Origin of the sequence: Sphingomonas kaistensis (assembly GCF_036884275.1) — a bacterium.
GTDB classification, from domain to species: Bacteria; Pseudomonadota; Alphaproteobacteria; order Sphingomonadales; family Sphingomonadaceae; genus Sphingomicrobium; species Sphingomicrobium kaistense_A.
This window is the reverse complement of the sequence record NZ_CP145607.1, coordinates 2,031,614-2,057,049: the sequence shown is the minus strand read 5'-3', so window position 1 is coordinate 2,057,049 and position 25,436 is coordinate 2,031,614. Positions and strand designations below refer to the sequence as shown.

The window sequence follows — 25,436 nt, the reverse complement described above, 5'->3', positions numbered from 1 at the left end:
CCTAAAGCGCTCGGGACATGTCCGAGCCATTCTACATCACCACCGCCATCGCTTACCCAAACGGCCGTCCGCATATCGGCCATGCCTATGAAGCGATCGCCGCAGACGTCATTGCCCGCTTCATGCGCGGGCAAGGCCGTGACGTTCGACTGGTCACCGGGACCGACGAGCACGGCTTGAAGATGGTACAGACCGCCCGCGGTCAGGGCCGCGAGACGCTCGAATTCGCTGACGAAATGTCGAGCTATTTCCGCGCGATGTGTGACGGTCTTGATATCAGCTACGACGCCTTTGTCCGCACCTCGGAAGAGCGCCATCACGCCGCCAGCATCGCGCTGTGGAAGGCGATGGAAGCCAATGGCGACCTTTATCTCGATCGCTACGAAGGCTGGTACTCGGTCCGCGACGAAGCCTATTACGACGAAAAGGAACTGGTCGCTGGCGAGGGCGGCGAGACATTGTCGCCGCAGGGTACGCCGGTCGAATGGACGGTCGAAGAAAGCTGGTTCTTCCGGCTGTCCAACTACGCCGATCGCCTGCTCGCGCATTACGAGGCCAACCCCGATTTCATCCGTCCGGAAAGCCGCCGCAACGAGATCGTCCGCTTTGTCGAAGGCGGTCTCAAGGATCTCAGCGTCAGCCGCACCAGCTTCGACTGGGGCGTACCGGTGCCGGGCTCGCCGGGGCACGTCATGTACGTCTGGGTCGACGCGCTGACGACCTATATGACCGGCGTCGGCTATCCCGATAATCGCGCCGACTACGACCGTTTCTGGCCGGCGGACCTGCATCTCATCGGCAAGGATATCGTGCGCTTCCACGCGGTTTATTGGCCCGCGTTCCTGATGAGCGCGAAGTTGCCGCTGCCCAAATCGCTGTTCGGCCACGGCTTTCTCCTCACCCGAGGCGAAAAAATGTCGAAGAGCCTCGGGAATGTGGTCGACCCGATGGTGCTGGCCGACACCTATGGCGTCGATTCGCTACGCTATTTCCTGATGCGCGAAGTCAGCTTCGGGCAGGACGGCAGCTATTCGGACGAAGCGATCGTGACTCGCTGCAACGCCGAGCTCGCCAACAGCTTCGGCAACCTCGCGCAGCGCACCTTTTCGATGATCGTCAAGAACCTCGACGGAGCCGTACCGCCAGCGGGCACGGCCGCCGACGATATTGCCCTGCTCGACAAGGTCGCCGAAGCGGAAGACGGGGCCAAGGCGCGCTTCGCCGATTACGACTTTTCGGCGGGCCTCGAAGCCTGGATGACCGCGGTGTTCGCCGCCAATGCCTATGTCGATGCGCAGGCGCCTTGGGCGCTGCGCAAGACCGATCCGGCGCGGATGGCCGAGGTGCTTGGCACCCTTGCGGCGGCGGTGGAGCGACTGGGCGCCATTGTCGCGCCGATCATTCCCGGTTCGATCGCCAAGCTCGACGCCTATCTGGAAGAGGGGAGGGCCGCGGGCCGCCTGTCGCAGCCGAGTCCGATCTTCCCCCGTCTCGAATTGGTCGCGACGGAGGAGACGGGCGCGTGACGCTGATCGACAGCCACTGTCACCTCAATTACCCCGGCCTCGTCGAGCGCGAGGACGAGGTGCTGGACAATGCCCGAGCACGCGGGGTCGCCGGCTTCTTGAATATCTCGACCCGCCAACGCGAATGGGCCGACGTCGTCGCCGCGACCGAGCGGCATCCCGACGTCTGGGCTTCGATCGGGGTCCACCCGCACGAGGCCGACGCGCATTCCGACCTCGGCACTTCTGCCTTGATCGAGGCCGCAGCCCATCCGCGGGTAGTCGCGATCGGCGAATGCGGGCTCGACTATTTCTACGACAAGTCCGATCGCGACAGCCAGAAGGCCCGCTTTCGCGCCCAGATCGAGGCCGCGCGCCAAGCCGACCTACCGCTCATCATCCATACCCGCGATGCGGAGGAGGACACCGCCGCCATCCTGTCCGAAGAGGCCGCAAAAGGTGGGGTGCGGGGCGTGCTGCACTGTTTCACCGGTACCCAATGGCTCGCCGATCGCGGGCTCGAGATCGGCTTCTACGTTTCCCTCTCCGGAATCGTGACCTTCAAGAATGCCAAGGACTTGCAGGACGTTGCAAAGTCCATTCCTGAAGACCGCCTGCTGGTCGAAACCGACGCGCCGTTCCTGGCGCCGGTCCCCAATCGCGGCAAGCCGTGCGAACCCTCCTTCGTCGCCGACACCGCCGCGTTCGTGGCTGGCCTGCGCGGCACTTCGGTGGAACAATTGGGCGACGCGACCACCGCCAACTTCTTCCGCCTCTTCAATAAGGCGCGGCCGGCCTAAGTGAAGCTTCGCATTCTCGGATCGGGCACCAGCTCGGGCGTTCCCCGGATCGGCAACGACTGGGGCAGCGTCGATCCTGCCGAGCCGAAGAACCGCCGCCTGCGCGCCTCCGCACTCGCGACAATCGGATCGCAGCGACTCCTCATCGACGCCGGTCCCGACCTTCGCGAGCAGCTTATCACCGCCGGTATCGCCGCATTGGACCGCGTCGTCATCACCCACGACCATGCCGACCATATTCATGGTCTCGACGACCTGCGACAGGTCGCTCACAACCGCGGCGACCAAGTGCCGGTGTACGGGCGGGCCGATTTGATCGAGCGCCTGCGCGAGCGGTTCCGCTACCTGTTCGACGGCAATGCGCTCTACCCCGCGGTCTGCCGGACGCACGAGATCGGCGGCGAATGGGACATCGACGGCACCCGCGTGCGCTTCGTCGACCAGCCGCACGGCCGGATCACCAGCCTCGGCCTGCGCTTCGACGAAGGTGCGAGGAGCCTCGTCTACGCTATCGATTATGTCGAGCTGACCGACGCCATGGCGTCACTGTACGAAGGCGCCGACATCTGGGTCTCCGATTGCCTGCGCCGCCGTCCGCACCCGACCCACGCCCATCTCGACGCCGTGCTTGGCTGGGCGCGCGAGCTCAAGGTCGGGCATCTCGTCCTGTCGCACCTCGACAACAGCATGGACCATGCCCAACTAGTGTCCGAACTGCCCGACTGGGTCGAACCGGCTTTCGACGGGCTAGAGCTGGAGCTTTGATTTCAACGACATGGACGATGGTCAGCTTCCCAGTGCGTTGATCCTGCTGGCCATGCTGGTGTTCGTCGCCACCGGCCTGATCGGTCGCGGACTGAGCGCCGGCAAGACGGCGCGGATGGGCTTCACCTGGTTCGGCATTTTTGCGGTCGCGTTCGCCTTGTTCGCCTTTCGTGGCGAATTCTCCTCCATCGGCGCAAGACTGAAAAGCGAAGCGCTTGGCGAAGCGCCGGCAGTCGTCAGCGGCAGCGCGGTGCGCATTGCAAAGCGCGACGACGGCCATTTCTGGGTCGACGGCAAGGTGAACGGGAAGGGGGCTCGCTTCCTTATCGACAGCGGCGCCACCACCACCACCATTTCAGCAAGCCTCGCCGAGGCGGCGGGGCTCGAAGCCGGCATGCGCGGCAACATGGTCAGCACGGCCAATGGGACGGTCTTCATGCCGAGGGTGACTGCCGGCCTAGTCGAGATCGGCCCGATTCGGCGCACCGACAAATCCATCAACGTCAACCCCGCCGACAGCGTGAACGTGCTCGGCATGGACTTCCTGTCGAGCTTGGCGAGCTGGGGCGTTCAGGGTGACACGCTGGTGCTTCAGCCGTGATCACCAACGATATCCATCTGGGCGGTCTTTACCTGCTGATGGCCGCCATGCTGATCGCCGGCGCCTTGATCGGGCGGCGCGCGCCGTTGGCGAAGGGCATGACGTCGATCCTGGCCTTCGTGGTGATCTTCGGCGCCGGTTTCATCGTCTTCAGCTTCCGCGATGACCTGAACTATGTGGTGCAGCGGCTCGAGGCCGAAGCGACAGGCAAGCCGGTGCAGCTCGCCGGCGACATAATTCGCGTGCCGATCGCGGTGGACGGGCATTTCTGGATCCAGGCCGAGGTCAACGGCGTGCCGGTCGATTTCCTGGTCGACAGCGGCGCGACCATGACAACCATCGGCCGCAAGACCGCGGCATTGGCCGGCATCGCGGTCAGCGACGGCCGCAATCAGGTGGTCCGTACCGGCAACGGGCTGATCCGGGTCGCGACCGGACGGGCGCAGACGGTATCGGTCGGCGATATCGAGCGCCGCAACGTCCGTATGTTCGTAGCCGACGGCGACGAGCTCAACGTGCTCGGCATGAATTATCTGACGAGCCTGCGCCGCTGGAGTGTCGAAGGGCGGTGGCTGGTGCTGGAAAGCTAATCGCTAACATCGTAACACGTACTTTACATAATACTTATTATCAGACCGAAGTTTAGGCTTGTTCGGTGACTTCCGAATTGCGTTCTCTCTCCTCCCATCGCACATCGCGGCCATGACCAAGCCCACTGATCATCTCACACAGCCCGACGCTGCGCCAGCCTTGCTGAGGCTCATGACGATCATGGCTCGGCTGCGCGATCCGGTTTCCGGATGCGAATGGGACAAGATGCAGAGCTTCGAGACCATCGCGCCCTATACGATCGAGGAAGCCTATGAGGTCGCGGACGCGATCCAGCGCGGCGATCTTGGCGAGCTGAAAGACGAACTGGGCGATCTCGCGCTGCAGATCGTCTTTCACGCGCAGATGGCGACCGAAGCCGGCCATTTCACTCTTGCCGAAGTCCTCGATGGAATCAGCGACAAGATGGAGCGCCGCCACCCGCACATCTTCGGCGACGATCCCACCGGCGGCCATCACCGCTGGGAAGAAATCAAGGCGGCCGAGCGCGCGGCAAAGGCTGACGATCCCAGCGTGCTAGGCGGCATTGCCTTGGCCCTGCCGGCGCTGGAACGCGCGGCCAAGCTTCAGAAGCGTGCCGCCCGGACAGGCTTCGACTGGCCCGACATCGACGGTCCGCGTGCCAAAATCCTTGAAGAGCTGGAGGAAGTATCATCCGCCGCGACCGACGAGCATCGCGAAGAAGAAATCGGCGACCTGCTCTTCGCTGTTGTGAACCTCGCACGCTTTCTCAAGATCAATCCCGAAGAGGCTTTGCGTAAGGGCAATGCCAAATTCGAACGGCGCTTCCGCGCGATCGAACAAGCGCCCGGATTTGGCGACATGACGCTTGAAGAACAGGAACGTCTCTGGACCGAGCAGAAGGCGCGCTGACGTGCGGATTGCGCTTTTTGAGCCGGAAATTGCCGGCAACGTCGGCGCGGTCCTTCGACTTGGCGCCTGCATGGGTGTGGCGGTGGACCTGATCGAGCCGATGGGATTTGCCTGGGACGACCGCCGCGTCCGGCGCACGGCGATGGACTATATCGATCATGTCGACATTGTCAGGCACGCCAGCTGGGAAGATTTCCATGCCGCGCATGCCGCCTCACGCCTGACCCTGTTTTCGAGCAAGGCTGCGCAATCGCCTTACGGCCATGTCTTCGATGCCGAAGATATCCTGTTGTTCGGCAAGGAAAGTGCCGGCGTTCCTCCGCATGTCGCCGAGTGCTGCAAGGTCCGCCTGCGCATTCCAATGCGCTCCGACGTCCGCTCGCTTAATCTCGCAACCTCCGCTGCCCTGGCGGTTGTCGAAGCGCTTCGCCAGACAGGGCAATTGCCGCCGCTCTAGAGCGACTGCCAGCGCTGCCAGTTTTCGGGCGACAGGCGCACCGCCAAGAACATCTCGTCCCCTTCGGAACGGCTGTCCAGAACCTCGCCGCTGCGATGCAGCCAGGCGATCCGCTGGCCATCCCCCGCCGGCAGCCGCAGATGATGCACACTGGCGCCTTCGCGCAGCATTTGACCCATCCGCGTGAACAGGCCGTCCGTCCCCTCCCCGCTCAACGCCGAGAGCGTCACCACATCGTCACGCCGCGCGGCCTCGTTCAGCACCGCTTCCTGATCGTCACCGCCCAGCAGGTCTATCTTATTCCATACCTCCAGCCGGGGCGGGCCCCCGTCCCCTTCCCCAAGCCCAAGGCTGGTCAGCACCTGTTCGACATCGGTCTTCTGAGCGTCGCTGTCCGGGTGATGGATATCTCGGACGTGAAGAATGAGGTCGGCCGAAGCCACTTCTTCCAATGTTGCCCGAAAGGCCGCGACCAGTTCGGTCGGAAGATTGGAAACGAACCCCACCGTGTCGGACAAAATCGCCTTGTCGAACCCCGGCAGCTGGATCTCGCGCATGGTCGGATCGAGCGTCGCGAAGAGCAGGTCTTCGGCCAGCACGGCCGCCTTCGTCAGCCGGTTGAACAGCGTCGATTTGCCCGCATTGGTATAGCCGACCAGCGCGATCACCGGCCACGGCGCACGCTTGCGGCGGTCGCGGTGCAGTGCGCGGGTGCGCTTCACCTGCTCCAGTTCCTTGCGGATCCGTGCCATCCGGTCGCGGATCAGGCGGCGGTCGGCCTCGATCTGGGTTTCGCCAGGCCCGCCAAGAAAGCCGAAGCCGCCGCGCTGCCGTTCGAGGTGGGTCCAGCTGCGCACCAGCCTCCCCGCCTGATAGTCGAGATGGGCGAGCTCGACCTGAAGCCGGCCTTCGGCGGTCGCCGCACGCTCGCCGAAGATTTCGAGGATCAGGCCGGTGCGGTCGATGACCTTGGCTTTAGTCCCATCTTCGAGGTTCTTCTGCTGCACTGGGGTTAGAGCGGCATCGACCACCAGTACCTTGGCCTCGGCCGCCTCGGCGCGTGCCGCAATCTCTTCCACTTGCCCCTTGCCGAACAAGGTAGCGGGACGCGGCTGGCGGATGCGAAAGTACACACGGTCAGCGACATCGAGACTGATCGCCTCGGCCAGCCCCGCCGCTTCTTCGAGCCGAGCGTCGGTGGTCCGCGCATTAGGCTCGCTCGATCGATCGGGCAGCACTACCAGCGCGCGCTCGCCGCGGCGCAGGCCGTCGCCGCCGGCGCGATCGAACCCGGTGCTCATTCGCCCTCCCCGCCGTCAGGATCCGCTGCGCCGAGTTGGAGCGAATGCGCCGGCTGCATGGTGGACACCGCATGCTTGTAGACGAGCTGCACCTGATTGCCGCGGCCAAGCAGCATCGAGAAACGATTGAAGGCCACCACTTCGCCCTGCAGCATGACACCATTCACTAGGAACACCGTCATCGCCGCGCGCTCGTGGATGGCGGCGGCAAGGAACAGGTCCTGCAGCGTCGCCCTCCCCTCTTCCAGCCCGTCACCACGAAAGCTGGCGAGATCGATGTCGGTTGGGGTCTCGGCCGGCAGGATGGTCGACATCGCGTGCTTGTAGATAAGCTGCGCCACGCCCTCGCGTCGAAGCAGCAGCGAAAAAGCGTCGAACCAAGTGATCACCCCCGTCAACTTCACACCCTTGACCAGGAAGATAGTGACGGGCGTTTTGGAGCGGCGAAGGCTGTTGAGAAAATGATCCTGTAAACTGAGCGACTTGGACGGCATTGCTTGCTGTTCTTCTTATTATCGTTGCGAGCTTTGCAGTGTTAACGCTCCTCCTCGCCATTCTGTCCCTTGTCGCCGAGGCCGAGCGCCTTGAGCTTTCGGTGCAGGGCTGAGCGCTCCATCCCGATGAAACTCGCCGTGCGGCTGATGTTCCCCGAAAAACGGCGGATCTGGACGCGGAGATATTCGCGTTCGAAGCTCTCGCGCGCTTCGCGCAGGGGCGAGCCCATGATCGACAGCGTCGCCGACGACAGCCCGCCCGAACCGCCGCTGTCGAGCACTTCGGTCGGCAGCATGTCGACGTCGATCCGCGCCAGCCGATCGCCCGGGGCCATGATCACCGTGCGTTCGATGATGTTGCGAAGCTGGCGGACGTTGCCCGGCCAGTCATGTGCCTGGAGTGCGGCCAGCGCTTCGTCAGACAGGTTGGGCGGCGGCATTCGGCGCTCGGTGGCGAAACGGGCGAGATAATGCGTGCTGAGCTCCGGAATATCCTCGCGTCGCTCGCGCAGGGGCGGGATGCGAACTGGAACCACATTGAGGCGGTAATAAAGGTCCTCGCGAAAACGTCCTGCGGCGATTTCCTCCGACAGGTTGCGCGAGGTGGCCGAAAGAACGCGCACGTCGACCTTGACCGGACGCTGCCCACCGACACGCGTGAAGCTCTGGTCCGTGAGCACCCGCAGGATCTTGCCCTGCGTGGTGAGCGGCATATCGGCGATCTCGTCGAGGAACAGGGTCCCGCCATGCGCCTGCTCAAGGAAACCAGGACGGGCGACGCCGTCGTTCTCAGAGCCGAACAACTCTTCCTCGACCCGGTCCGGATCCATGCGAGCAGCGGCGACGGTGACAAAGGGACCTGACGCCCGCGTGCTCCAATTGTGAATGGTGCGCGCGGCAATCTCCTTGCCCACGCCTGCCGGGCCGGTGATCAGCACCCGGCTGCCGGTCGGCGCCACCCGCTTCAGGGTCGCGCGCACGGTGTTGATCGCGATCGACGAGCCGTTGAGCTGATCCTCGGTCCCGACCCGCAGCTTCAGGTCGGCGTTTTCGCGGCGGAGGCGATCGGTCTCGGTCGCGCGGCCGACGAGATGAAGAAGGCGGCTCGCCTCGAACGGTTTTTCGATGAAGTCGATCGCGCCCTCACGGATCGCGGCCACCGCGGTGTCGAGATTGCCGTGACCGCTGATCATCAGCACCGGTAGCGAAGGGTCGCGCCGCTTCACCTCGGCGAGGATCTGCAACCCGTCCATCCGCGAGCCTTGCAGCCACACGTCGAGCAGCACGAGGCTCGGGCGGCGGCTTTCGATCGCGTCCAGCGCTTCGGTCGAATTGGCGGCGGAGCGAACGGCATAGCCCTCATCCTCGAGCACGCCGGCAACCAGTTCACGAATGTCGGCCTCATCGTCGACCACCAGCACTTCAAGTGCCATCTTAGGCTGACTCCTCGTCTTGGGATTGTTCGGCCGCCTCGGCCAGGAGGGCCAGGCGGGCAAGGTCAAAGGCGATGCGGACATGGGTGCCGCCGCCTGCGCGGTCGAGAAAGGCGATCTCGCCGCCATGCTCCTCGACGATCTTCTTGACGATGGCGAGGCCAAGACCGGTGCCCCGCACCCGCGTCGTCATATAAGGTTCGGTCAGTCGTTCGCGATCCTCAGGCAGGCCGATACCGGTGTCGGTCAGGTCCATCACCAGCTGCCGCTCGTCCTTCGCCAAACGCATGGCGATGCGATCGCCTTCAAGGCTGTGCTCACCGCGATTACGCCTGCTTTCAATCGCTTCCACCGCATTCTTCACGACATTGGTCAGGGCCTGACCAAGCTGACCGCGATCGCAGATCATGCGGATATCGCCCTGCGGCGGATCGAGCGTGAAGGTGATTTCCGGATGCGCCACTTCGTGCAGGAAGAGGCTGGTGCGAGCGATATCGTGGACGTTCTCGTCCTTGAATTTCGGTTTGGGCATCCGCGCGAAATTGCTGAATTCGTCGACCATCCGGCGCAGGTCGCCGACCTGGCGGACGATGGTTTCGGTAAGTCGCCCGAAGGTTTCGGGATCGCTTTGCACTTCCTTGCCAAACCGACGCTGAATGCGCTCGGCGGCAAGCTGGATCGGGGTCAGCGGGTTCTTGATCTCATGCGCGATGCGCCGCGCAATGTCGGACCAGGCCGCCCGGCGCTGATCGGCGAGCTGCTCGGTGATGTCGTCGAAGGTCAGCACCCAGCCATCGGCATAGCGCACGCGCTTGACCGCCAGAGTCCGCTGCCCGCCCTCGGCCCGGACCAGCACATCGGCCTCGCGCTGATCACCGCAGAGAAACTCCTCGAGCTCATGGCTGACCTCGTGCAGCGCGCGCTCCTCGATTCCCTCGGCGCCATGCTGAAGCAGGGCCTCCGCCGAGCGATTGGTGAGCAGGATGCGGCGCTCGTTGTCGAGCGCGATGACGCCAGCAGTCACCGACCCCAGCACCGCCTCGATGAAGGCACGCCGCGTATCGAGCTGCGTATTCACGGCTTTCAGCGCGCCGGTCTGCTCTTCGAGACGACTGGTCATGCGGTTAAAGGCAGCCGCCAGAACCCCGATCTCGTCGTCCTTGCGATTGACCGCCACGCGGGCCGAAAAGTCGCCTTCTTCCACCCGCCCGGCAGCGGTCACCAATCCGCCGAGCGGCCGTACCAGCCGATCGGCCAGCCGCAGCGCGACAACGATCGCCAGCCCGACGATGATCAGCGAGCCGAGCAGCAACGCAGCATTGAAGCGCAGCTGATACAGCCGCGCCCGTTCCTGAAGCGTCCGATAATCGATCAGCACGCTGTCGGCCCGGTCGAGCTGTTGCTTGAGCGCAGGCTCGAACACCCGCGCCGAATAAAGATACAGCCCGTCGCTTTCGGGAATGCGAGTCAGTGTCCCGACCCGGTCGCCGGAATTGACCTCGACCCATTCCCGCCCCTCGAGCTGCTTCAACTTGGCCGGCGTGATGAGCCGGTCCAGCGGTCGGTCGTAGGGATTGATCAGGACCTGCGTGCGCACCTCGCCGTCATCGCCGACGGTGAAGATGATGGCTTCGCTGAGGTTACGCGGAAGCACCTGCGAGCGGGCAAAGGCGTCGGCGAAGCGGATGTCGTCGAGCGAATAACGCGGCAGCAGGATGCGAACGACGTCGACCGCCATGGTCGTCGTCTCGGCCGCCACCCGGTCGACTTCCTGCTGATAGGCCCCCCGGGCAATCTGCACGCTGTTCTCCAGCATGCCCCGCGCCTTGTTCGAAAACCAGAATTCCAATCCCGATTGCAGCAGAAAGGAAGCGAAAATGGCGACCAGCACCGTCGGCACGGCGGCAATGATCGAGAACAACGCCACCAGCCGGGTGTGTAGCAAGCCGGTGCCGAGCTCGCCTTGCGCCGCGCGTTTCACGGCAAGGCGCCGCGTCAGCAACACCATCAACAGGATCGCGGGGATCAGGTTGCCGACCAGCAGCAGCGCAATCAGCGGCGGCGAGGCCATCTCGGTCGGGTCGCCGCGCGCCAGCGTCGCATAGCTCGACCCCAGCATCACGAGAAGCAGGGCAGCGGCAACCAGTTCCAGAACGCGGTAAAAGCGACCGTTCGCCCGTTCGGTCACCAGCCAGCGCTTCAGGCTGGGCGGCTGATCAAGGGTGGAAGCGGACGAGCGGGCATCCATGAAAAGGCCCTAGCATGGACTTGTGGCGCAAAGAACACAGTTTGTGGCGGTCGGCGTTAACTTTCTTTCGGCTCGACCCGGCGAACCGCTCAGGCCGCCGCCTTGCTCAGCCACGGCGCGTAAAAGTCGCGCAGCATCTGCACCACCATCTTGGGGTCGTCGATCGTATTGACCTTCTGCCGGAATTCGGCCGACCCGTGCAAACCCTTGGTATACCAGCCGATATGCTTGCGGGCGAGATTCACGCCGGTGTGCGCGCCGTAGAGTGACTGCATGGCGTCATATTGCTCGAGGATGATCGCCAGCTGTTCGTCCATGGTTGGATCGGGTCGCTCGCCACCCGCCAGATCGGCCAGCACCTGCCCCAGCAGCCACGGCCGGCCATAGGCTCCACGACCGATCATCACACCGTCAGCGCCCGACTGAGCCAAAGCCTCGCGCGCGTCCTCGCGGCTGTTGATGTCGCCGTTGACGATGACCGGCAGGCTGACCGCTTCCTTGACGCTGCGGACGAAGCGCCAGTCGGCCGAGCCCTTGTACATCTGGTTGCGGGTGCGGCCGTGAACGGTGATCATCTGAGCACCAAGGTCTTCGGCGATCCGCGCGAGCTCGGGCGCATTCAGACTGTCATGACACCAGCCCATCCGCATCTTCACCGTGACCGGCACTTTGACGGCCTTGACCGTCGCCTCAATGATCGCGGCGGCCAGCGGCAGGTCGCGCATCAGCGCGGAACCGGCGTCGCCGTTCACCACCTTCTTGACCGGGCAGCCCATGTTGATGTCGATGATCGCCGCGCCGCGCTGCTCGTTGAGCTTCGCCGCGTCGGCCATCTCGATGGGACTGCATCCGGCGAGCTGAAGGCTGACCGGCTCCTCACTCGGATCCCACAGCGCCTTTTGCAGGCTCTGCCGCGTCTCGCGGATCGCGGCCTGGCTGGCGATCATCTCGCTGACCGTCAGCCCGGCGCCGAAGCGCTTGACGATCTTGCGGAATGGCAAGTCGCTGACGCCCGTCATCGGTGCCAGAATGACCGGCGCGTCGATGCGGACCGGACCGATCGAGATAGGCTTGAAGCTGTCCATGGGAGCCCGCGCCTTTACAGAAGCGGGCCGCAGGGGGCAAGGCACGCGCCGTGGACAAGGTCACCGCCCTCATCGTCGCCGCCGGCTCCGGCACCCGCATGGGCGCCGACACGCCCAAGCAGTATCGCCGTCTCGCCGGCAAACCGCTTGTTCGCCATGCGGTGGAAGCGCTTGCCAGGCATCCGCGGATTACGGCGGTCAGGGTCGTGATCGGCGCCGGCCAGCAAGAACTCGCCCGCGAAGCACTCGCCGGGCTGGACGTCGGACCCCTTATCACCGGCGGCGCCGAGCGCGCCGACAGCGTTCGCGCGGGTCTTGCCGAGATCGAGGACGGCATCGTGCTCGTCCACGACGCCGCCCGCCCCTTCTGCCCGCCTGAGGTCGTCGACCGCCTGATCGACGCGCTGGGCAAGGCCGATGGCGCGGTCCCGGTGCTCCCGGTCGCCGATACGCTGGCCAAGGGCGACAGCGAACTCCGCGGCACGGTCAATCGCACTCAGCTCCTTCGCATCCAGACCCCGCAGGCCTTTCACCTCGAGGACCTGCGCTACGCCTATGACGAAGCAGGCACGGGCGCGCCGACCGACGAATCCACCGTCATGCAGCATGCGGGCCTCAAGGTCGCGACCGTGGCCGGGGATGAGAATCTGTTCAAATTGACGTCGCCAAGAGATTGGGAACGCGCCGAAATGATGCTTGCCGCTCGAATGATCAGTCGCTCCGGCAGCGGCTTCGACGTCCACGCCTTCGAAGGAACCGGTCCGCTGATCATGGGCGGGATCGTCATCGACCATCCACAGGGTCTTGCCGGGCACAGCGACGCTGACGTGGTCCTGCATGCCATCACCGACGCTCTACTCGGTGCCGCGGCGCTGGGCGATATCGGACAGCATTTCCCGCCGTCCGATCCGCAATGGAAGGGTGCTTCGAGCGATCGTTTCCTTCGCCATGCCGCCGACCTGATTGAGGCCAGGGGCGGGATCATCGATCATGTCGATTGCACGGTCATTTGCGAAGCGCCCAAGGTCGGCCCGCACCGCGCCGCCATGCAGGCGCGGGTGGCTGAGATCCTCGGTCTTCGGCCGGATGCGGTCAGCATCAAGGCGACCACCACCGAACAGCTAGGTTTCACCGGCCGCCGCGAAGGCATAGCGTCCTCAGCGATCGCCACCATCCGCCTGCCAGCCTAAAGGTTCGCCAATGGACTCGCTGCTTCCATCCGAACTTGTCGACAAGGCCCGCGAGGTCATCGAGAAGAATCGTGCTGCCGGACGCCGGATCGCGGTGGCCGAAAGCTGCACCGGCGGCCTCGTCAGCGCCGCCCTCACGGAAGTGCCCGGCAGCAGCGCCGTGTTCGAAGCGGGCTATGTGACCTACGCCAATGAAGCCAAGATGGCGGCGCTCGGCGTGTCCGAAGACGTCCTCGGCACCTTCGGCGCGGTCAGCATCGCGACCGCCTGGGCGATGGCCAAAGGCGCGCTGGCGCGCTCGGGCGCGGATGTCGCAGTGGCGATCACCGGCATCGCCGGTCCCGAAGGCGGCAGCGCGGCCAAGCCCGTCGGCACCGTCGTCTTCGCCCGCGCCGAGCGCGGCCAAAGCGACGACGCGATCATCGCCGACACCAAATTGTTCGACGCCGCCACCGGACGGTCGGGGGTTCGGCTTCAGGCGGCGCTGTGCGCGCTGGAATTGCTCGAACCGTAGAGCGCGTTTGCCCGCTCTTCGAAGGCGTTGGTCATCTTGCGCAGCGCGCGATCGAACACCTGGCCCGCGACCGCCTCGAAAATCCGGTTCTTGAACGCGAAATCGACCGTGAAGCCGAGATTGGTGCCGCCCTCGGCAGGCTCGAACCGCCATTCGTTGTGCAGAAACTTGAGCGGTCCCTCGACATAATCGACCGTGATCCGCCCCGGCCGCTCCTTTGCCACCCGGCTGGTGAATCGCTCGCGAAAGGCACCGAAACCGACGATCAGATCGGCCACCATCTCGGTCTCGCTCGATGAGCGCACCCTGACCGCGGTGACCCACGGCAGGAACTCGTCATAGCGCTTCACGTCCGCGACGAGGTCGAACAATTGGTCGGGCGTATAGGGCAGGAAGCGCTGTTCGCTGTGACGAGGCATGAGCTTAGCGGGCGAGCCGCTCCGCGCGCGCTGCCTGCATCTTCTTGAAATCGTCGCCGGCGTGATAGCTCGACCGGGTCAGGGGCGAGGCGGCAACCAGCAGGAAGCCCTTGGCCCGCGCGATGGCGCCATAGGCCTTGAACGCGTCCGGGGTTACAAACTCCTCCACCGTCGCGTGGCGCGGGGTCGGCTGGAGATACTGGCCCATGGTCAGGAAATCGATGTCGGCCGAGCGCATGTCGTCCATCACCTGATGCACTTCGAGCCGCTGCTCGCCGATGCCGACCATGACGCCCGACTTGGTGAAGATCGCCGGATTGCGCCGCTTCACGCTCTCCAGCAGTCGCAGCGAGGCATAATAGCGCGCGCCCGGGCGGATGGTCGGATAGAGCCTCGGGACGGTCTCGAGATTGTGATTGTAGACGTCCGGTCCCGCATCGACGATCCGCGCCACCGCATCCTCGCTCTTATTGCGGAAATCGGGGGTGAGGATCTCGATCGTTGTCTTGGGCGTCTCGCGGCGAAGCGCTTCGATCACCTTGACGAACTGACTGGCGCCGCCGTCGGGCAGATCGTCGCGATCGACGCTGGTGACGACGATGTGCTCGAGCCCGAGTTCGGCCGCGGCGATGGCGGTGTTCTGCGGCTCGAACGGATCGACTGCGCGCGGCATGCCGGTCTTGACGTTGCAGAAGGCGCAGGCCCGCGTGCAGGTATCGCCAAGGATCATCACCGTGGCGTGCTTCTTGGTCCAGCACTCACCGATATTGGGGCAGGCCGCCTCTTCGCACACGGTGGCGAGCTTGAGGCTGCGCATCAGGCGCCGGGTCTCGGCATAGCCTTCGCTGGTCGGAGCCTTGACCCGGATCCAGTCAGGCTTGCGAACCCGCGGGGGGTTGGGGACGGGCAGATCGGCAGGCGCGTTCATGGCTTGCCATGTAGCGAGGAGGGGTAGCTTCTGCCACCCCTCCCTCGGGTCGATTTAGCAGCGAACCGTATTGTCGTAGATCGGCTGGCCGTTGCGATCGACGTAATAGCAATAGCCGCGGGTATCGCGATAATATTGGCGGTTGTTGATCACCGCGCCGAGTACCGCGCCCGCGATACCGCCGGCAACCGCGCCGCCGACCGTCGACACGCCCGGAACCACCGCGCCGACCACGCCGCCGGCTACCGCGCCGACCGCAGCGCCCGTTGCCGCGCGGCTCGCCGTGCTGCTGTTGCGATTGCCGTAATAAGGATCGTTGTAACCGGTCGTCGCGCAAGCGCCGAGCGAGAGGCTACCGACGAGCACTGTCGCCATCATTGCCTTTTTCATGGGGTCTTCTCCTGAAGCTGTTTCACCGCCGCAACAGCGTCTTTGACCGCCTTCGGGTTCCATGCACGCCGCATTGCCAATTGCGAACACCTCAATTAGCCGCCCGAACGAAGCCGGCTTCGTCGGCTTTGTGATGCATCCCAAAGCGAGCCATGGTGCCATGTCTGAATTTCAAGCTCTTCTCAGCGGATACAATCGCTTTCGCACCCACGGTTACCGCGAAGAGCGGCGTCGGTGGGAAGAACTGGCGACAGGGCAGGAACCCCCGGTAATGATCATCGGCTGCTGCGACAGTCGGGTGGATCCCGCGACCATTTTCGACACCAAGCCTGGCCAGGTCTTCATCCTGCGCAACGTCGCCAATCTGGTTCCGCCATTCGAGCTTGGGGGCGGCCTCCACGGCGTATCGGCGGCACTGGAATTTGCGGTCACCAAGCTTGGTGTGAAGCACATCCTGGTCATGGGCCATGGCATGTGCGGCGGCGTCAGCGCTTGCCTTTCCGGGCACGGCGAGCCCGACCGCATCTTCATCGACAAGTGGATCGGGCTTCTCGACGGCGCCCGCGACAAGGTAGTGGCCGAAGCTCCGGAAGACCCGCAGCGCGCGCTCGAATGGGAAGGCGTCAAGGTCAGCCTAGCCAACCTGCGCACCTTCCCCTTCGTTGCGGAGCGGGAAGCGGCCGGCGCCCTACAATTGCACGGCGGCTGGTTCTCGATCGCCGAAGGCACGCTTTACGAGCTCGACGAACAGGTCGGCGAGTTCGCGCCCGTCCCGGACGCGGGCTGATCCGATGGAACGTGATCGCAACATCGCTCTCCTGATCGATGCTGACAACGCATCGCCCGATCACCTCGACGAAGTGCTTCTGGTGCTGGGAGAGCTCGGCGCGATCAACGTCCGCCGCGCTTATGGCAATTGGTCCAAGCAAGCCCTCAAGGGCTGGGGCGATCTGACGACCCAGCATTCGATCCAGCCGATCCAGCAATTCGATGTCGTTAAAGGCAAGTCCGCGACCGACATGCGGATGGTGATCGACGCGATGGACATGCTCTATCGCGGCGGCCTCGAGGGCCTCGGCATCATGTCGAGTGACAGCGATTTCCTGCCGCTTGCCCAGCGCATCCGGGAAGCCGGAATCCCGGTCTATGGATTCGGCACCGCCAAGACCCCGATCAGCTTCCAGAACAGCTGCACCCGCTTTTTCGACGTGGCCGCCCTTGCCCGCAACGAAGAGCAGCAGGTCGAGCCCACGGCCGAAAGCCGCGCCGCGGACGACGAACTGCTGAATCTCCTCGGCGCGGCCTGGAAGCAGAGCAAGCGCGATGCCGAGGGTTATGCCTCGCTGTCCGAGGTTGGCCAGCGCGCCAAGGCGGTGCTCAGCTTCTCGGTCCGCAACTATGGCGCCCGGTCGTTGAGCGAACTGGTTCGCGGCCTGCCCGAATTCCAGGTCAAGGAAATCGACGGCGGCGGTCTGCTGGTGCGCCGGGTCCGCTAAGCACTCGGAACCCCCGCTCCCCTGCCCCGTTTCGCCAGTCAAACCATCATCGTGGGAGACTGACACGTGGCCGATGCAGAGCGCGCCGAAGAACTGAAGCAGCTTTTCTGGGAAGAGCTGAAAGACAGCCCGTTCGTAATGATCGGCCTGCAAGGGGTCGAAGACAGCCGGACCCGCCCATGGACCGCGCAGGTCAACTGGGAAGACGAGAAGGAGCTACAGAGCGGCGGCGACATCTATTTCTTCGGGGCCAAATCCGAAGCGATCGTCAAGGGCCTCAGCGAGAACAACCGCGTGGTCTGCACTTTCGTCTCGAAGGGTCACAAGGTCTTCGCCCACATTCACGGAACGCTTGAAACGATCGAGGACCGGGCACTCGTCGACAAGTTCTGGAACCCGTTTATCGCCAGCTGGTACAAGGACGGCAAGAACGATCCCGATCTTCAGTTGCTTCGCCTCGACACCACCAAGGCCGAAATCTGGAAGGCCGAAGCTGGCGCCACGCTGGTCGCCGCTGCGCTGAAGCTGCTGGGCCGCGATCCCGGCAAGGACCATCAGGAAGAGAATCAGGCCGAAGTCGCTCTCTGACCAACGCGCCGCCTGTGTCGATGATGTCACAGGCGGCGTCGGTTTCGTGATCCGCAGTGTTATGTTCGGAACCTGACGTTTCGCCTTCCGTTCATGCCGGACGTTCGCGATCATGTGGGCGTGCATCGTTCTGAATCGTCGACGGATCTTTGCCTTGGCCAGTGACCCTTCATTCGAAACGAAGTTCAGCATCGGCAATGCCCCAGATCCCTGCGAGGATGCCGAAGCGCTCACGGCGAAAGCCGAGCGTTGCCGCCGCCTTGCCGCCGGGATATCGGACAAGCAGGCGGCCGACGTGCTGACAGGCATGGCGCATACCTATGAGGAGGCGGCCGACCGTCTCAAGGCCGCGACCCCCGACAATTAGTTGCGCGGACTGGCGCAGCAACGCTGTCCCGGTCTAATTCCGCTTAATGGCTCGACGGTCCACTCGTTCACCACAGAAAACTAGGTCACGATCATGGCCGGCCCGAATCCTGTTCGGGTTGATCAAGCTGATGCTGGTTCTGCTCCTGCTGTCGATTGGCTGGGTCCTTCTTTATCGCTTCGTCAATCCACCGATCACCGCGACCATGGTGGGCGATATCGTCGCCGGGCGCGGTGCCGAGCGGAAGTGGATGAGCCTCGACGAGATCGACCGCGACATGGTCCGTGCGGTGATCGGCGGCGAGGATGCCAAATATTGCGCGCATTCGGGCTTCGACTGGGATGCTATTTCCGACGCCGCACGGCGCAATGCCAGCGGCGGCCGGATCCGCGGTGGATCGACGATCAGCCAGCAGACCGCGAAGAACGCCTTCCTGTGGCAAGGCGGCGGCTATGTCCGCAAGGGCATGGAAGCCTGGTTCACCTTCCTGATCGAGCAGCTGTGGGGCAAGCGGCGGATCATGGAGGTCTATCTCAACGTCGCGGAGACGGGGATCGGCACTTACGGCGTCAATGCCGGCGCGCAGCGCTATTACGGGCATGACGCCAGCGCGATGACACGGGTGGAAGCCTCTCGGCTAGCGGCGGTGCTGCCGCTGCCCAAAGGCCGCGAGGCGATCGCCCCGCGTGGGTTCACTAAGCGCTACGGCAATACCATCACCGCCCGGATCGGAACCGTTGCCCGGGACGGGCTCGATGCCTGCGTCTATCAGGGCACCACGGCACCGCGCGACCGCACCCCGCCCCCGAGCCGCAAGCCGGTCGGCTTGCCGGGCGCGGATGTGGAGACGGCCACCCCGCCCCCGCCCCCGCCCCGCGAAGTTTTGGAGCGGTTGCCGCCCGAGCCGGAGCCGATTGCCGAGCCGCAGCCGACCGAGATCGCACCGGCACCTGCACCGGAGCCCGAGCCTCTCGATCAGCCATCACCGGCTCAGCCGGGCAACGGGCTCTAGGTCAGGGAAAGAGGTGCTCGACCTCGACGCCGGGCAGTGCTTCGCGGATCAGCATGCTGCGGTGACAGCCCTCCGGATGCCGTTCGTAGCAGAGCAAGGCCGACGGTTTCTCCCGCACCAGCGCGCCAAGTTGCGCGGCAGCGGCCATCGCTTCAGGCAGGACGAGCTGTTCCGCATAGATCCGCTCCATCTCCGCGGTTCGCCCCTTGCGCGCGGCCTCGCGTCCGTCGGCGGGCGTGCCGAGCGCGCGCAAGTGGACATAGCCGATGCCCTCTTCCTCGAGCGCCAGGCGCAGCGGCGTCTTGGAAAAGCCGGGGCGGCGCGACAGCGGCAGGGCGCGGACGTCGATCACCTGAGCAACCCCGGCGGCTTTCAGGGCCGCCACGAACTCGGCCGTGGTCGTCGCTTCATAGCCGATGGTGAAGACCCGCGGGGGCGTCAGACCGGACCCACCAGCGGGAAGCTTGGAATGGAGACGTCGAACGAGCGACCTTCGTCGTCGACCATCTGATAGCTTCCGGTCATTCGCCCCGTCGGGGTCGGCAGCGGGCAGCCCGAGACATAGTCATAGGCGGCGCCGGGCGCGATGACCGGCATTTCGCCGACCACGCCCTCGCCCTTGACCTCGTGCACCGCGCCGCGGCCGTCGATGATAGTCCAACTGCGGGCGAGAAGCTGAACGCTCGTGTCCCCGTGGTTTTCGATGCGGATATGATAGGACCAGAACCAGCGCCCGTTGGACGGGGCCGATTGCTCGGCGAGATAGCTCACCGCCACCCGCACCGTGACATCACCGGTCACCGCTTCGTGCGGAAAGAGGACGGCCATGCCGAGCGAGTTCATGGGCGTCACGCTAACAGGCCCGCAGCCCTGCGCAACCGATGAGTGAGACGTTCACGGGCATCCCATGACGGATCGTCGGGCCGGTCGATGATGTCGCGGCGGAGGCGGCGGCCGGTCAACGACAGCCCCGGCAGCCAGTCTGCCGCCACGCGTGCGATCAGCTCAGGCTCGAGCCCGAAGCCCAGTTCGGCCAGGATCAGCAGTTCGTAGCGAAGCAGCGCTGGCCCCCACCCGCTTGCCGAGGGCGCTGCGCCGATTGCCTCCAGCAGGCCATCGAGCCCCTCGTAAAGTGCGGGATAAGCCTGATGTTCGGGCAGCACCTGGGCGGTCAGCGCCGTCACCCACAGGATTGCTGCGGCGGGAAGCGGCTCGGTCATCAGGGTCGCGCGACTGCGGGTCAGCTCCACCTCGGCCTGCGGCAATTGGGTGTCGTTGCGCGCCGCGAGCCGAGCTTCGACTGCATTGCCGGCAAGCAGGACCGGTCGCATCCGCCGTCCCCGTGCGCCGCGGACATAGGCCGCGACGAGGCCTTGGTCCGGGGTCAGCAGCCGCACCACCGCGCCATGCTCGCCATGCGCCCGAAGCGCGAGCACGATGGCCGGCGTGGTCAGCCGCACCCGCTAGCCGCCGGGATGAAAATAATCATACAATTGCCGCGCGGTGGCCTTGCTGATCCCCGGCGCCTTTTCGAGATCCTCAAGCGCCGCGCCCTTGACCGCCCTCGCGGTGCCGAAGTGCATCAACAGCGCGCGCTTCCGGGTCGGGCCGATACCCGGCACCTCGTCGAGGGTCGAAGTGGTGAGGTTCTTCGCGCGCTTGGCACGGTGCGTGCCGATGGCGAAGCGGTGAGCCTCGTCGCGCAGGCGCTGCAGATAGAACAGCAAGGGCGAATTGACCGGAAAGGTCAGTTCGCGACCGTTGGGCAGGTGAAACACCTCGCGCCCTTCACGACCGTGGTGCGGACCCTTGGCGACGCCCACCACCGGAACGTCATGCACCCCGGCATCCTCCATGATCTCCAACACGGCATTGAGCTGCCCGCGCCCGCCGTCGATCAAAATGAGATCGGGCCATTCCCCGCTGGAGCGATCGGGATCGTCCTTCTCCAGCCGCTGGAAGCGCCGCTCGAGCACTTCCTTCATCATCCCGAAGTCGTCGTCGGTCGCAGCCTTCTTGATGTTGAACTTGCGATAGCTGTTCTTTACGAACCCCTGCGGCCCGGCAACGATCATCGCTCCGGTCGCGGCGGTGCCCATGATATGGCTGTTGTCGTAGACTTCGATCCGCTTGGGTGCGTCCGGCAGCTCGAACGCGTCGGCGAGCTCGCGCAGCAGCTTGGTCTGCGTCGTGCTTTCCGCGTGGCGACGGTCGAGCGCTTCCACCGCGTTGCGGCTGGCCTGTTCGATAAGCTTCTTGCGGTCGCCGCGCTGGGGCCGCTCGATCAGCACCTTGCGCCCTGCTTTCTCCGCAAGCGCTTCGGCGACCAGTTCGCATTCAGCAATCTCGCGATCGACGAGAATGCGTTTGGGCGGCGGCATGTCCTCGTAGAACTGGATCAGGAAGCTCGACAGCACCTCGTCTTCGGGCACGTCGGCGGTGTGGCTGGGGAAGAAGGCGCGGTGGCCCCAGTTCTGGCCGCCCCGAATGAAGAACGCCTGGATGCACATGGTGCCGCCCTTCGCTGCCAGCGCGAAGATGTCGGCATCGCCCAAGCCCTCGGCGTGCACCGTCTGAGAACCCTGAATATAGGTCAGCGCCCGCAACCGGTCGCGATAAACGGCGGCGAGTTCGTAATCCTGCTTCTCGGCCGCCTCCGCCATCTGCTTCGACAAGCGCGACTGCACGCCGGTCGATTTGCCGGCGAGAAAATTCTTCGCATCGTCGACCAGTTCGCCATAGGCCTCGGGCTCGATCCGGCCGACGCACGGCCCCGAGCAACGGCGAATCTGGTACAGTAGGCAGGGCCGCGATCGATTGTTGAAAAAGCCGTCGCTGCAAGACCTTAGAAGGAACAGTTTCTGCAGAGCGTTAAGTGTGCGGGTGACCGATCCGGCGCTCGCGAATGGCCCGAAATATTGCCCCTTGCTCCGCCGCGCCCCTCGATGCTTCTGGACCCGGGGATAAGCATGATCCTCGCGCAGGAGGATGAAAGGGAAGCTTTTGTCATCGCGCAGCAGCACGTTGTAGGGCGGACGAAACCGCTTGATCAGCTGGGCTTCGAGAAGCAGCGCTTCGGCTTCGGTATTGGTCGTGACGATCGTCATCGACCGCGTCTGCGACACCATTCGCTGCAAGCGCTTCGAGAGCCGCGTGACCTGGGTGTAATTGGTAACCCGGTTCTTCAGCGCCCGCGCCTTGCCGACGTAGAGTACCTCACCCCGTGCATCCTGCATCCGGTAGACACCTGGACGCACCGGCAAGGTCTTCACGACATTGCGGATGGCGGCGACGCCCGCTTCGATGTCAGGCGCCTCCCCTCCCCCTTTGACGGTAAAGGTAGCAGCGTCTTCGTTGAAGCGTTCGGTCGCGCGGGGGTGATCCGGTCGGTCAGCCGGTGTGCGGTTCATGCCCCGCATGTAGGCGTTCGGGGCTTTTTGCGGAAGCACCAGAGGCGGGGAAATCCAGGCTGTTGAGATAGCTGGCGAGCGACAGGGCCGGGAGGAATTGCCCGATCCAGTAGGACAGGTGGCGCATGTCGGTGCGACGCTCGGTCGGCCAGCGAGCGGCAGCGTCGCCCAAGCGATCGAGATCGATCACCTCGCGGCACTGGGCCGAGGCGCGATAGCGCTCCACGGCGGTTTCCAGGTCGAGGCGCTCGACTGCCGCATGGAAATCGACATTCTGCTGACCTCGCTTGCTTGGCCTCATGACGTCATCGGGCACCAGATCCATGAATGCCTCGTCGAACAGCAGCCGCCGATCAGGAGCGCTGGCGAGCATCGAGCTTGGCACCGACAAAATCAGCTCGAACAATGTCCTGTCGTTCCAAGGCGCAAGCAATTCGACGCCGAATTCGAACCTGCCCAATGGCATGGGATTGCAGCGATTGGCCGCGATCTCCTGGATCAGGGAACGAGCGGACGCCGGCGGGCGGGGATCCTCCCTGCCAGCGGAGATCGCGAGGAGCTTGCCGCGCAAGGCCCCTCGGACGAAGAGGAAGTCATTGGCGAGGATTGCCGGCTGCCCCCGCTTGCGCCCCGCTTGGTACAGCGGCAGCGGGAGCGATCCGCCGAAACTCTCCCGCACGAGGTCGCGCATCGTGACGCCGTCCGTGCGAGCGATCGTCGCGCTGGTGCGAATCCAGTGAAGTAGACCTTCCTCGCGCCAGACATCGGACAGATTGAGAAGACCGCCGGCGCTGACCGTGAAGTTCCCACTGTCCCCCGTCAGGAGCGCCGGAAGGCCGAGCTCCGCGCAACGCGCGAGTTGAGGCCATATCCAGCCCAAAGACACTGGCTGATGAATCGGCTCGCCAATCTGGCGATGAAGCTCATCGAGGATACGCGCGAGCGGCAGCGGCTTTGGCCGGAATAGATGATGCTCGACGTTGTGGTAGCGAGCGGCGGTCGCGGCGGCGGCGGCCCCTTCATCGAACTGGTAATAGTCGTCCGCTTCCGGAAGGTTCGCGCACGGTAGGGCAGTCAGGGCGTGAACCGTCCGGTCTTGACCCGCAAGCTGGCGGGCGGTGAGCGCGCACAGGACGCTGCTGTCACGCCCGCCACTGAGATGCACGCCGACCGGACCCTCGGCGGGAAGGTTGCGGCGAACCACCTCTTCGGCAATCCGGCGAAGATCTGCTCCAGCCCGCTTCAAGGTGAGGTCACGGTGGATTGCCAGCCGGCGTGGCTCCCACCAACGGCTGACCGCAAGCTGTCCGCCGCCGGCTCTGACCTCGTGTCCCCCGATGATCCGTTTGACGCCCGGAGCCACCGTATCGGCGCTGTCCACGGTGAGGGCGCCGGCGAATCGATCGGCGAGGGCATCGAGATTGAGCCTCTCGTGTGAACGACGTTGCTCGAGCAGCGTGGCGACCGTGCTTGCAAGCAAGAGGCTGCCGTCTTCGTCCAAGGTCGCAAAGAGATCGAAGGAAGAGGCCGGCGCAAGCGTGACCTGCCATGCAGCCCCTTTGCCGATGACGACAAAGCCATCGCTGATAACGTCGGGCCAGCGCCGTAGCGCCTGCGCCAGACCCTCGTCAGTCATCGCGCTGAGATCAGTCCCGAGCTCGCAACGCCTGACGAACAGGACTTGCGACTGGTCCGGCAGGCGCAGGACACGCCACTCCAGCATCGCAGAGCCCGCGATATCGACGGAAAAAGATGATCGCGCCGGTGTTTCTGCGACACAGGCGCGGATCGAAAAATCTAAGGAGGAACCAGATCGCGGGCTTGCCGCGCCCGTCAACCCGGACAGATCGTCAGCTGAAGTTGAGGCCGCCATTCCCGTTCGGGGTGGAGTCCGTGCGTCCGGCCTTGAGCCGCGACTCAGCTGCACCGGCGACAAGGCGTCGCAGCTCCGGCTTGTTCCAGACCTTCTTCATATGCTCACCTCTACCCAAGCAATCATCGATAATTGCCTCGTAACGGTGGCCTATCGCACCTGTTCCCAATTCGCAATCGCTCTGTAGGACGGCTTAAGCCGCTGCGGCGATCTTGCCATCCTCAAGATCGGACAGGATCCACTCGACGGCCTTGCGCGCATGAATAGCGGTCGTGTCATAGACCGGCAGCACGTTGGCGCGCGGATCCACGGCCAAAACGAGCTCGGTGCAGCCCAGAACGATCGCCTCGACCCGTTTCTTGCCGAGCTCGGTGATCAGCGTCTTGAGCTTGCGCTGGCTCTCTCGCACCACCCGGCCCGCGGCCAGTTCCTCGTAGATGATGCGGTCGACTTCGCCGATCCAGCTTTCCTCGATCGGCGCCAGTTTGATTCCGCGTGCTTCGAAATGACGGCGGACATGCGGTTCGGTCATGGTCACCCGTGTGCCGAGCAATGCGACGGTGCGGCGGCCATCGGCGGCGATGCGCTCCGCCGCGGCTTCCCCGATGTGCAGCACCGGCAGCTCCATCGCGGCTGCGACCGCGTCATAATGCTTGTGCATTGTGTTGGAGGTGAGGATCAGCCCCTCGGCGCCCGCATCGCGCAGCCGCTCGCAGGCTTCGATCACCACCTTTTCACCACCCGCCCAGTCGCCGCGGCGATGGAAGGCGGCATAATCGTCCTCGCAATCGAGGCTTTCGATGACCAGTCGGGCGCTATGCAGACCGCCAAGCCGCGCGGCGACGCCCTTGTTGATATGCTCGTAGTAGAGCGCCGTGCTGTTCCAGCTCGCCCCGCCAACGATCCCGAGCTTCTTCACGTATTCGTCCCCTCGCCCCGCCGCGTCCTTTCGTGCGGCGACAAACAGTTAACGAACTTCTTGTCTCGCAGAAGGCCACGGTCGGCAAGCCGGTTACCCGAGATTCTGGAGCAGTTTAACGCGGCAAAGATGGACTGTTGTGGCGCGGCGACAAAGCGT

The 25,436-nt window shown here is 64.5% G+C and carries 27 protein-coding genes and 1 pseudogene; 14 read left to right on the top strand and 14 right to left on the bottom strand.

The window, feature by feature from the left end:
* Window positions 1–17: 17 nt before the first annotated feature.
* From metG to V6R86_RS09950, 7 genes are all read left to right on the top strand, one after another.
* Window positions 18–1,526: a methionine--tRNA ligase gene (metG, locus tag V6R86_RS09980; protein WP_338504250.1), complete on the top strand. Its 1,509-nt coding sequence runs from the start codon at window positions 18–20 to the stop codon at window positions 1,524–1,526.
* Window positions 1,523–2,305, top strand: a complete 783-nt coding sequence (locus tag V6R86_RS09975; RefSeq protein ID WP_338504248.1) for a TatD family hydrolase — start codon at window positions 1,523–1,525, stop codon at window positions 2,303–2,305. Before metG ends, V6R86_RS09975 begins: the two co-directional genes overlap by 4 nt.
* On the top strand, window positions 2,306–3,070 hold the full coding sequence (locus V6R86_RS09970; RefSeq protein WP_338504246.1) for an MBL fold metallo-hydrolase: 765 nt from the start codon (window positions 2,306–2,308) through the stop codon (window positions 3,068–3,070).
* Window positions 3,071–3,080: 10 nt separating this feature from the next.
* Window positions 3,081–3,671, top strand: a complete 591-nt coding sequence (locus tag V6R86_RS09965; RefSeq protein ID WP_338504245.1) for a retropepsin-like aspartic protease family protein — start codon at window positions 3,081–3,083, stop codon at window positions 3,669–3,671.
* The gene (locus tag V6R86_RS09960; RefSeq protein ID WP_338504243.1) at window positions 3,668–4,261 is read left to right on the top strand and encodes a retropepsin-like aspartic protease family protein; all 594 of its coding nucleotides are present in this window, start codon (window positions 3,668–3,670) and stop codon (window positions 4,259–4,261) included. The genes V6R86_RS09965 and V6R86_RS09960 overlap by 4 nt, the downstream gene beginning before the upstream one ends.
* 112 nt (window positions 4,262–4,373) lie before the next feature.
* Complete coding sequence (gene mazG / locus V6R86_RS09955) at window positions 4,374–5,153, top strand: nucleoside triphosphate pyrophosphohydrolase (protein ID WP_338504241.1); 780 nt, start codon at window positions 4,374–4,376, stop codon at window positions 5,151–5,153.
* Window position 5,154: 1 nt separating this feature from the next.
* Entirely contained in the window at window positions 5,155–5,610 is a 456-nt protein-coding gene (locus V6R86_RS09950) for a tRNA (cytidine(34)-2'-O)-methyltransferase (RefSeq protein ID WP_338504240.1), read from the top strand.
* On the opposite strand, the gene hflX is transcribed toward V6R86_RS09950, so the two are convergent.
* The 5 genes from hflX to dusB all read right to left on the bottom strand — a co-directional run bounded on the left by hflX (window position 5,607) and on the right by dusB (window position 12,171).
* Window positions 5,607–6,911, bottom strand: a complete 1,305-nt coding sequence (hflX, locus tag V6R86_RS09945) for a GTPase HflX (protein ID WP_338504238.1) — start codon at window positions 6,909–6,911, stop codon at window positions 5,607–5,609. The genes V6R86_RS09950 and hflX overlap by 4 nt on opposite strands.
* Complete coding sequence (hfq, locus tag V6R86_RS09940; protein ID WP_338504235.1) at window positions 6,908–7,405, bottom strand: RNA chaperone Hfq; 498 nt, start codon at window positions 7,403–7,405, stop codon at window positions 6,908–6,910. The genes hflX and hfq overlap by 4 nt, the downstream gene beginning before the upstream one ends.
* A gap of 41 nt (window positions 7,406–7,446) precedes the next feature.
* Complete coding sequence (locus V6R86_RS09935) at window positions 7,447–8,838, bottom strand: sigma-54 dependent transcriptional regulator (protein WP_338504233.1); 1,392 nt, start codon at window positions 8,836–8,838, stop codon at window positions 7,447–7,449.
* Window position 8,839: 1 nt separating this feature from the next.
* Window positions 8,840–11,086, bottom strand: coding sequence for a sensor histidine kinase (locus V6R86_RS09930; protein ID WP_338504231.1), 2,247 nt, complete (start codon window positions 11,084–11,086; stop codon window positions 8,840–8,842).
* A gap of 89 nt (window positions 11,087–11,175) precedes the next feature.
* Window positions 11,176–12,171, bottom strand: coding sequence for a tRNA dihydrouridine synthase DusB (gene dusB, locus V6R86_RS09925; RefSeq protein WP_338504229.1), 996 nt, complete (start codon window positions 12,169–12,171; stop codon window positions 11,176–11,178).
* A 50-nt stretch (window positions 12,172–12,221) separates the two neighbouring features.
* Here dusB and V6R86_RS09920 point away from each other — a divergent pair, with 50 nt between their 5' ends.
* Together V6R86_RS09920 and V6R86_RS09915 are read left to right on the top strand one after the other, a co-directional pair.
* Window positions 12,222–13,361: a bifunctional 2-C-methyl-D-erythritol 4-phosphate cytidylyltransferase/2-C-methyl-D-erythritol 2,4-cyclodiphosphate synthase gene (locus tag V6R86_RS09920; RefSeq protein ID WP_338504227.1), complete on the top strand. Its 1,140-nt coding sequence runs from the start codon at window positions 12,222–12,224 to the stop codon at window positions 13,359–13,361.
* A 10-nt stretch (window positions 13,362–13,371) separates the two neighbouring features.
* Entirely contained in the window at window positions 13,372–13,875 is a 504-nt protein-coding gene (locus V6R86_RS09915) for a CinA family protein (protein WP_338504226.1), read from the top strand.
* Here V6R86_RS09915 and V6R86_RS09910 read toward each other — a convergent pair.
* Genes V6R86_RS09910 through V6R86_RS09900 form a run of 3 tightly spaced genes read right to left on the bottom strand, consistent with a single transcriptional unit; the run spans window position 13,836 to window position 15,612 of the window.
* Window positions 13,836–14,294: a type II toxin-antitoxin system RatA family toxin gene (locus tag V6R86_RS09910; RefSeq protein WP_338504224.1), complete on the bottom strand. Its 459-nt coding sequence runs from the start codon at window positions 14,292–14,294 to the stop codon at window positions 13,836–13,838. The two genes, V6R86_RS09915 and V6R86_RS09910, sit on opposite strands and share 40 nt — an antisense overlap.
* Window positions 14,295–14,298: 4 nt before the next feature.
* Entirely contained in the window at window positions 14,299–15,222 is a 924-nt protein-coding gene (gene lipA, locus V6R86_RS09905; protein ID WP_338504222.1) for a lipoyl synthase, read from the bottom strand.
* 54 nt (window positions 15,223–15,276) lie between these two features.
* Window positions 15,277–15,612, bottom strand: coding sequence for a hypothetical protein (locus V6R86_RS09900; protein WP_338504220.1), 336 nt, complete (start codon window positions 15,610–15,612; stop codon window positions 15,277–15,279).
* Between the two features lie 160 nt (window positions 15,613–15,772).
* Here V6R86_RS09900 and V6R86_RS09895 point away from each other — a divergent pair, with 160 nt between their 5' ends.
* From V6R86_RS09895 to mtgA, 5 genes and pseudogenes are all read left to right on the top strand, one after another.
* Window positions 15,773–16,399: a carbonic anhydrase gene (locus V6R86_RS09895; protein ID WP_338504218.1), complete on the top strand. Its 627-nt coding sequence runs from the start codon at window positions 15,773–15,775 to the stop codon at window positions 16,397–16,399.
* A 4-nt stretch (window positions 16,400–16,403) separates the two neighbouring features.
* Window positions 16,404–17,108 carry an NYN domain-containing protein gene (locus V6R86_RS09890; protein ID WP_338504216.1) on the top strand — a complete coding sequence of 235 codons (705 nt, stop codon included), beginning with the start codon at window positions 16,404–16,406 and terminating at the stop codon, window positions 17,106–17,108.
* Between the two features lie 66 nt (window positions 17,109–17,174).
* Window positions 17,175–17,696 carry a pyridoxamine 5'-phosphate oxidase family protein gene (locus V6R86_RS09885; protein ID WP_338504214.1) on the top strand — a complete coding sequence of 174 codons (522 nt, stop codon included), beginning with the start codon at window positions 17,175–17,177 and terminating at the stop codon, window positions 17,694–17,696.
* A 154-nt stretch (window positions 17,697–17,850) separates the two neighbouring features.
* A complete protein-coding gene (locus V6R86_RS09880) occupies window positions 17,851–18,063 on the top strand; it encodes a hypothetical protein (RefSeq protein ID WP_338504211.1) in 213 nt (70 codons plus the stop codon).
* A 46-nt stretch (window positions 18,064–18,109) separates the two neighbouring features.
* A pseudogene (mtgA, locus tag V6R86_RS09875) lies at window positions 18,110–18,829 on the top strand (monofunctional biosynthetic peptidoglycan transglycosylase); the annotation flags it as partial.
* 247 nt (window positions 18,830–19,076) lie between these two features.
* On the opposite strand, the gene V6R86_RS09870 reads toward mtgA, so the two are convergent.
* The 6 genes from V6R86_RS09870 to V6R86_RS09845 all read right to left on the bottom strand — a co-directional run bounded on the left by V6R86_RS09870 (window position 19,077) and on the right by V6R86_RS09845 (window position 25,277).
* On the bottom strand, window positions 19,077–19,460 hold the full coding sequence (locus V6R86_RS09870; protein WP_338504209.1) for a DUF488 domain-containing protein: 384 nt from the start codon (window positions 19,458–19,460) through the stop codon (window positions 19,077–19,079).
* Window positions 19,461–19,513: 53 nt separating this feature from the next.
* Window positions 19,514–19,903, bottom strand: coding sequence for a Co2+/Mg2+ efflux protein ApaG (apaG, locus tag V6R86_RS09865; RefSeq protein ID WP_338505466.1), 390 nt, complete (start codon window positions 19,901–19,903; stop codon window positions 19,514–19,516).
* A 20-nt stretch (window positions 19,904–19,923) separates the two neighbouring features.
* Complete coding sequence (gene recO / locus V6R86_RS09860) at window positions 19,924–20,535, bottom strand: DNA repair protein RecO (protein ID WP_338504206.1); 612 nt, start codon at window positions 20,533–20,535, stop codon at window positions 19,924–19,926.
* A gap of 3 nt (window positions 20,536–20,538) precedes the next feature.
* Window positions 20,539–22,485, bottom strand: a complete 1,947-nt coding sequence (gene uvrC, locus V6R86_RS09855) for an excinuclease ABC subunit UvrC (RefSeq protein ID WP_338504203.1) — start codon at window positions 22,483–22,485, stop codon at window positions 20,539–20,541.
* Window positions 22,466–24,358: an asparagine synthase-related protein gene (locus V6R86_RS09850; RefSeq protein WP_338504202.1), complete on the bottom strand. Its 1,893-nt coding sequence runs from the start codon at window positions 24,356–24,358 to the stop codon at window positions 22,466–22,468. Before V6R86_RS09850 ends, uvrC begins: the two co-directional genes overlap by 20 nt.
* Before the next feature lie 193 nt (window positions 24,359–24,551).
* On the bottom strand, window positions 24,552–25,277 hold the full coding sequence (locus V6R86_RS09845) for an aspartate/glutamate racemase family protein (protein WP_338504200.1): 726 nt from the start codon (window positions 25,275–25,277) through the stop codon (window positions 24,552–24,554).
* Between the last annotated feature and the right edge of the window lie 159 nt (window positions 25,278–25,436).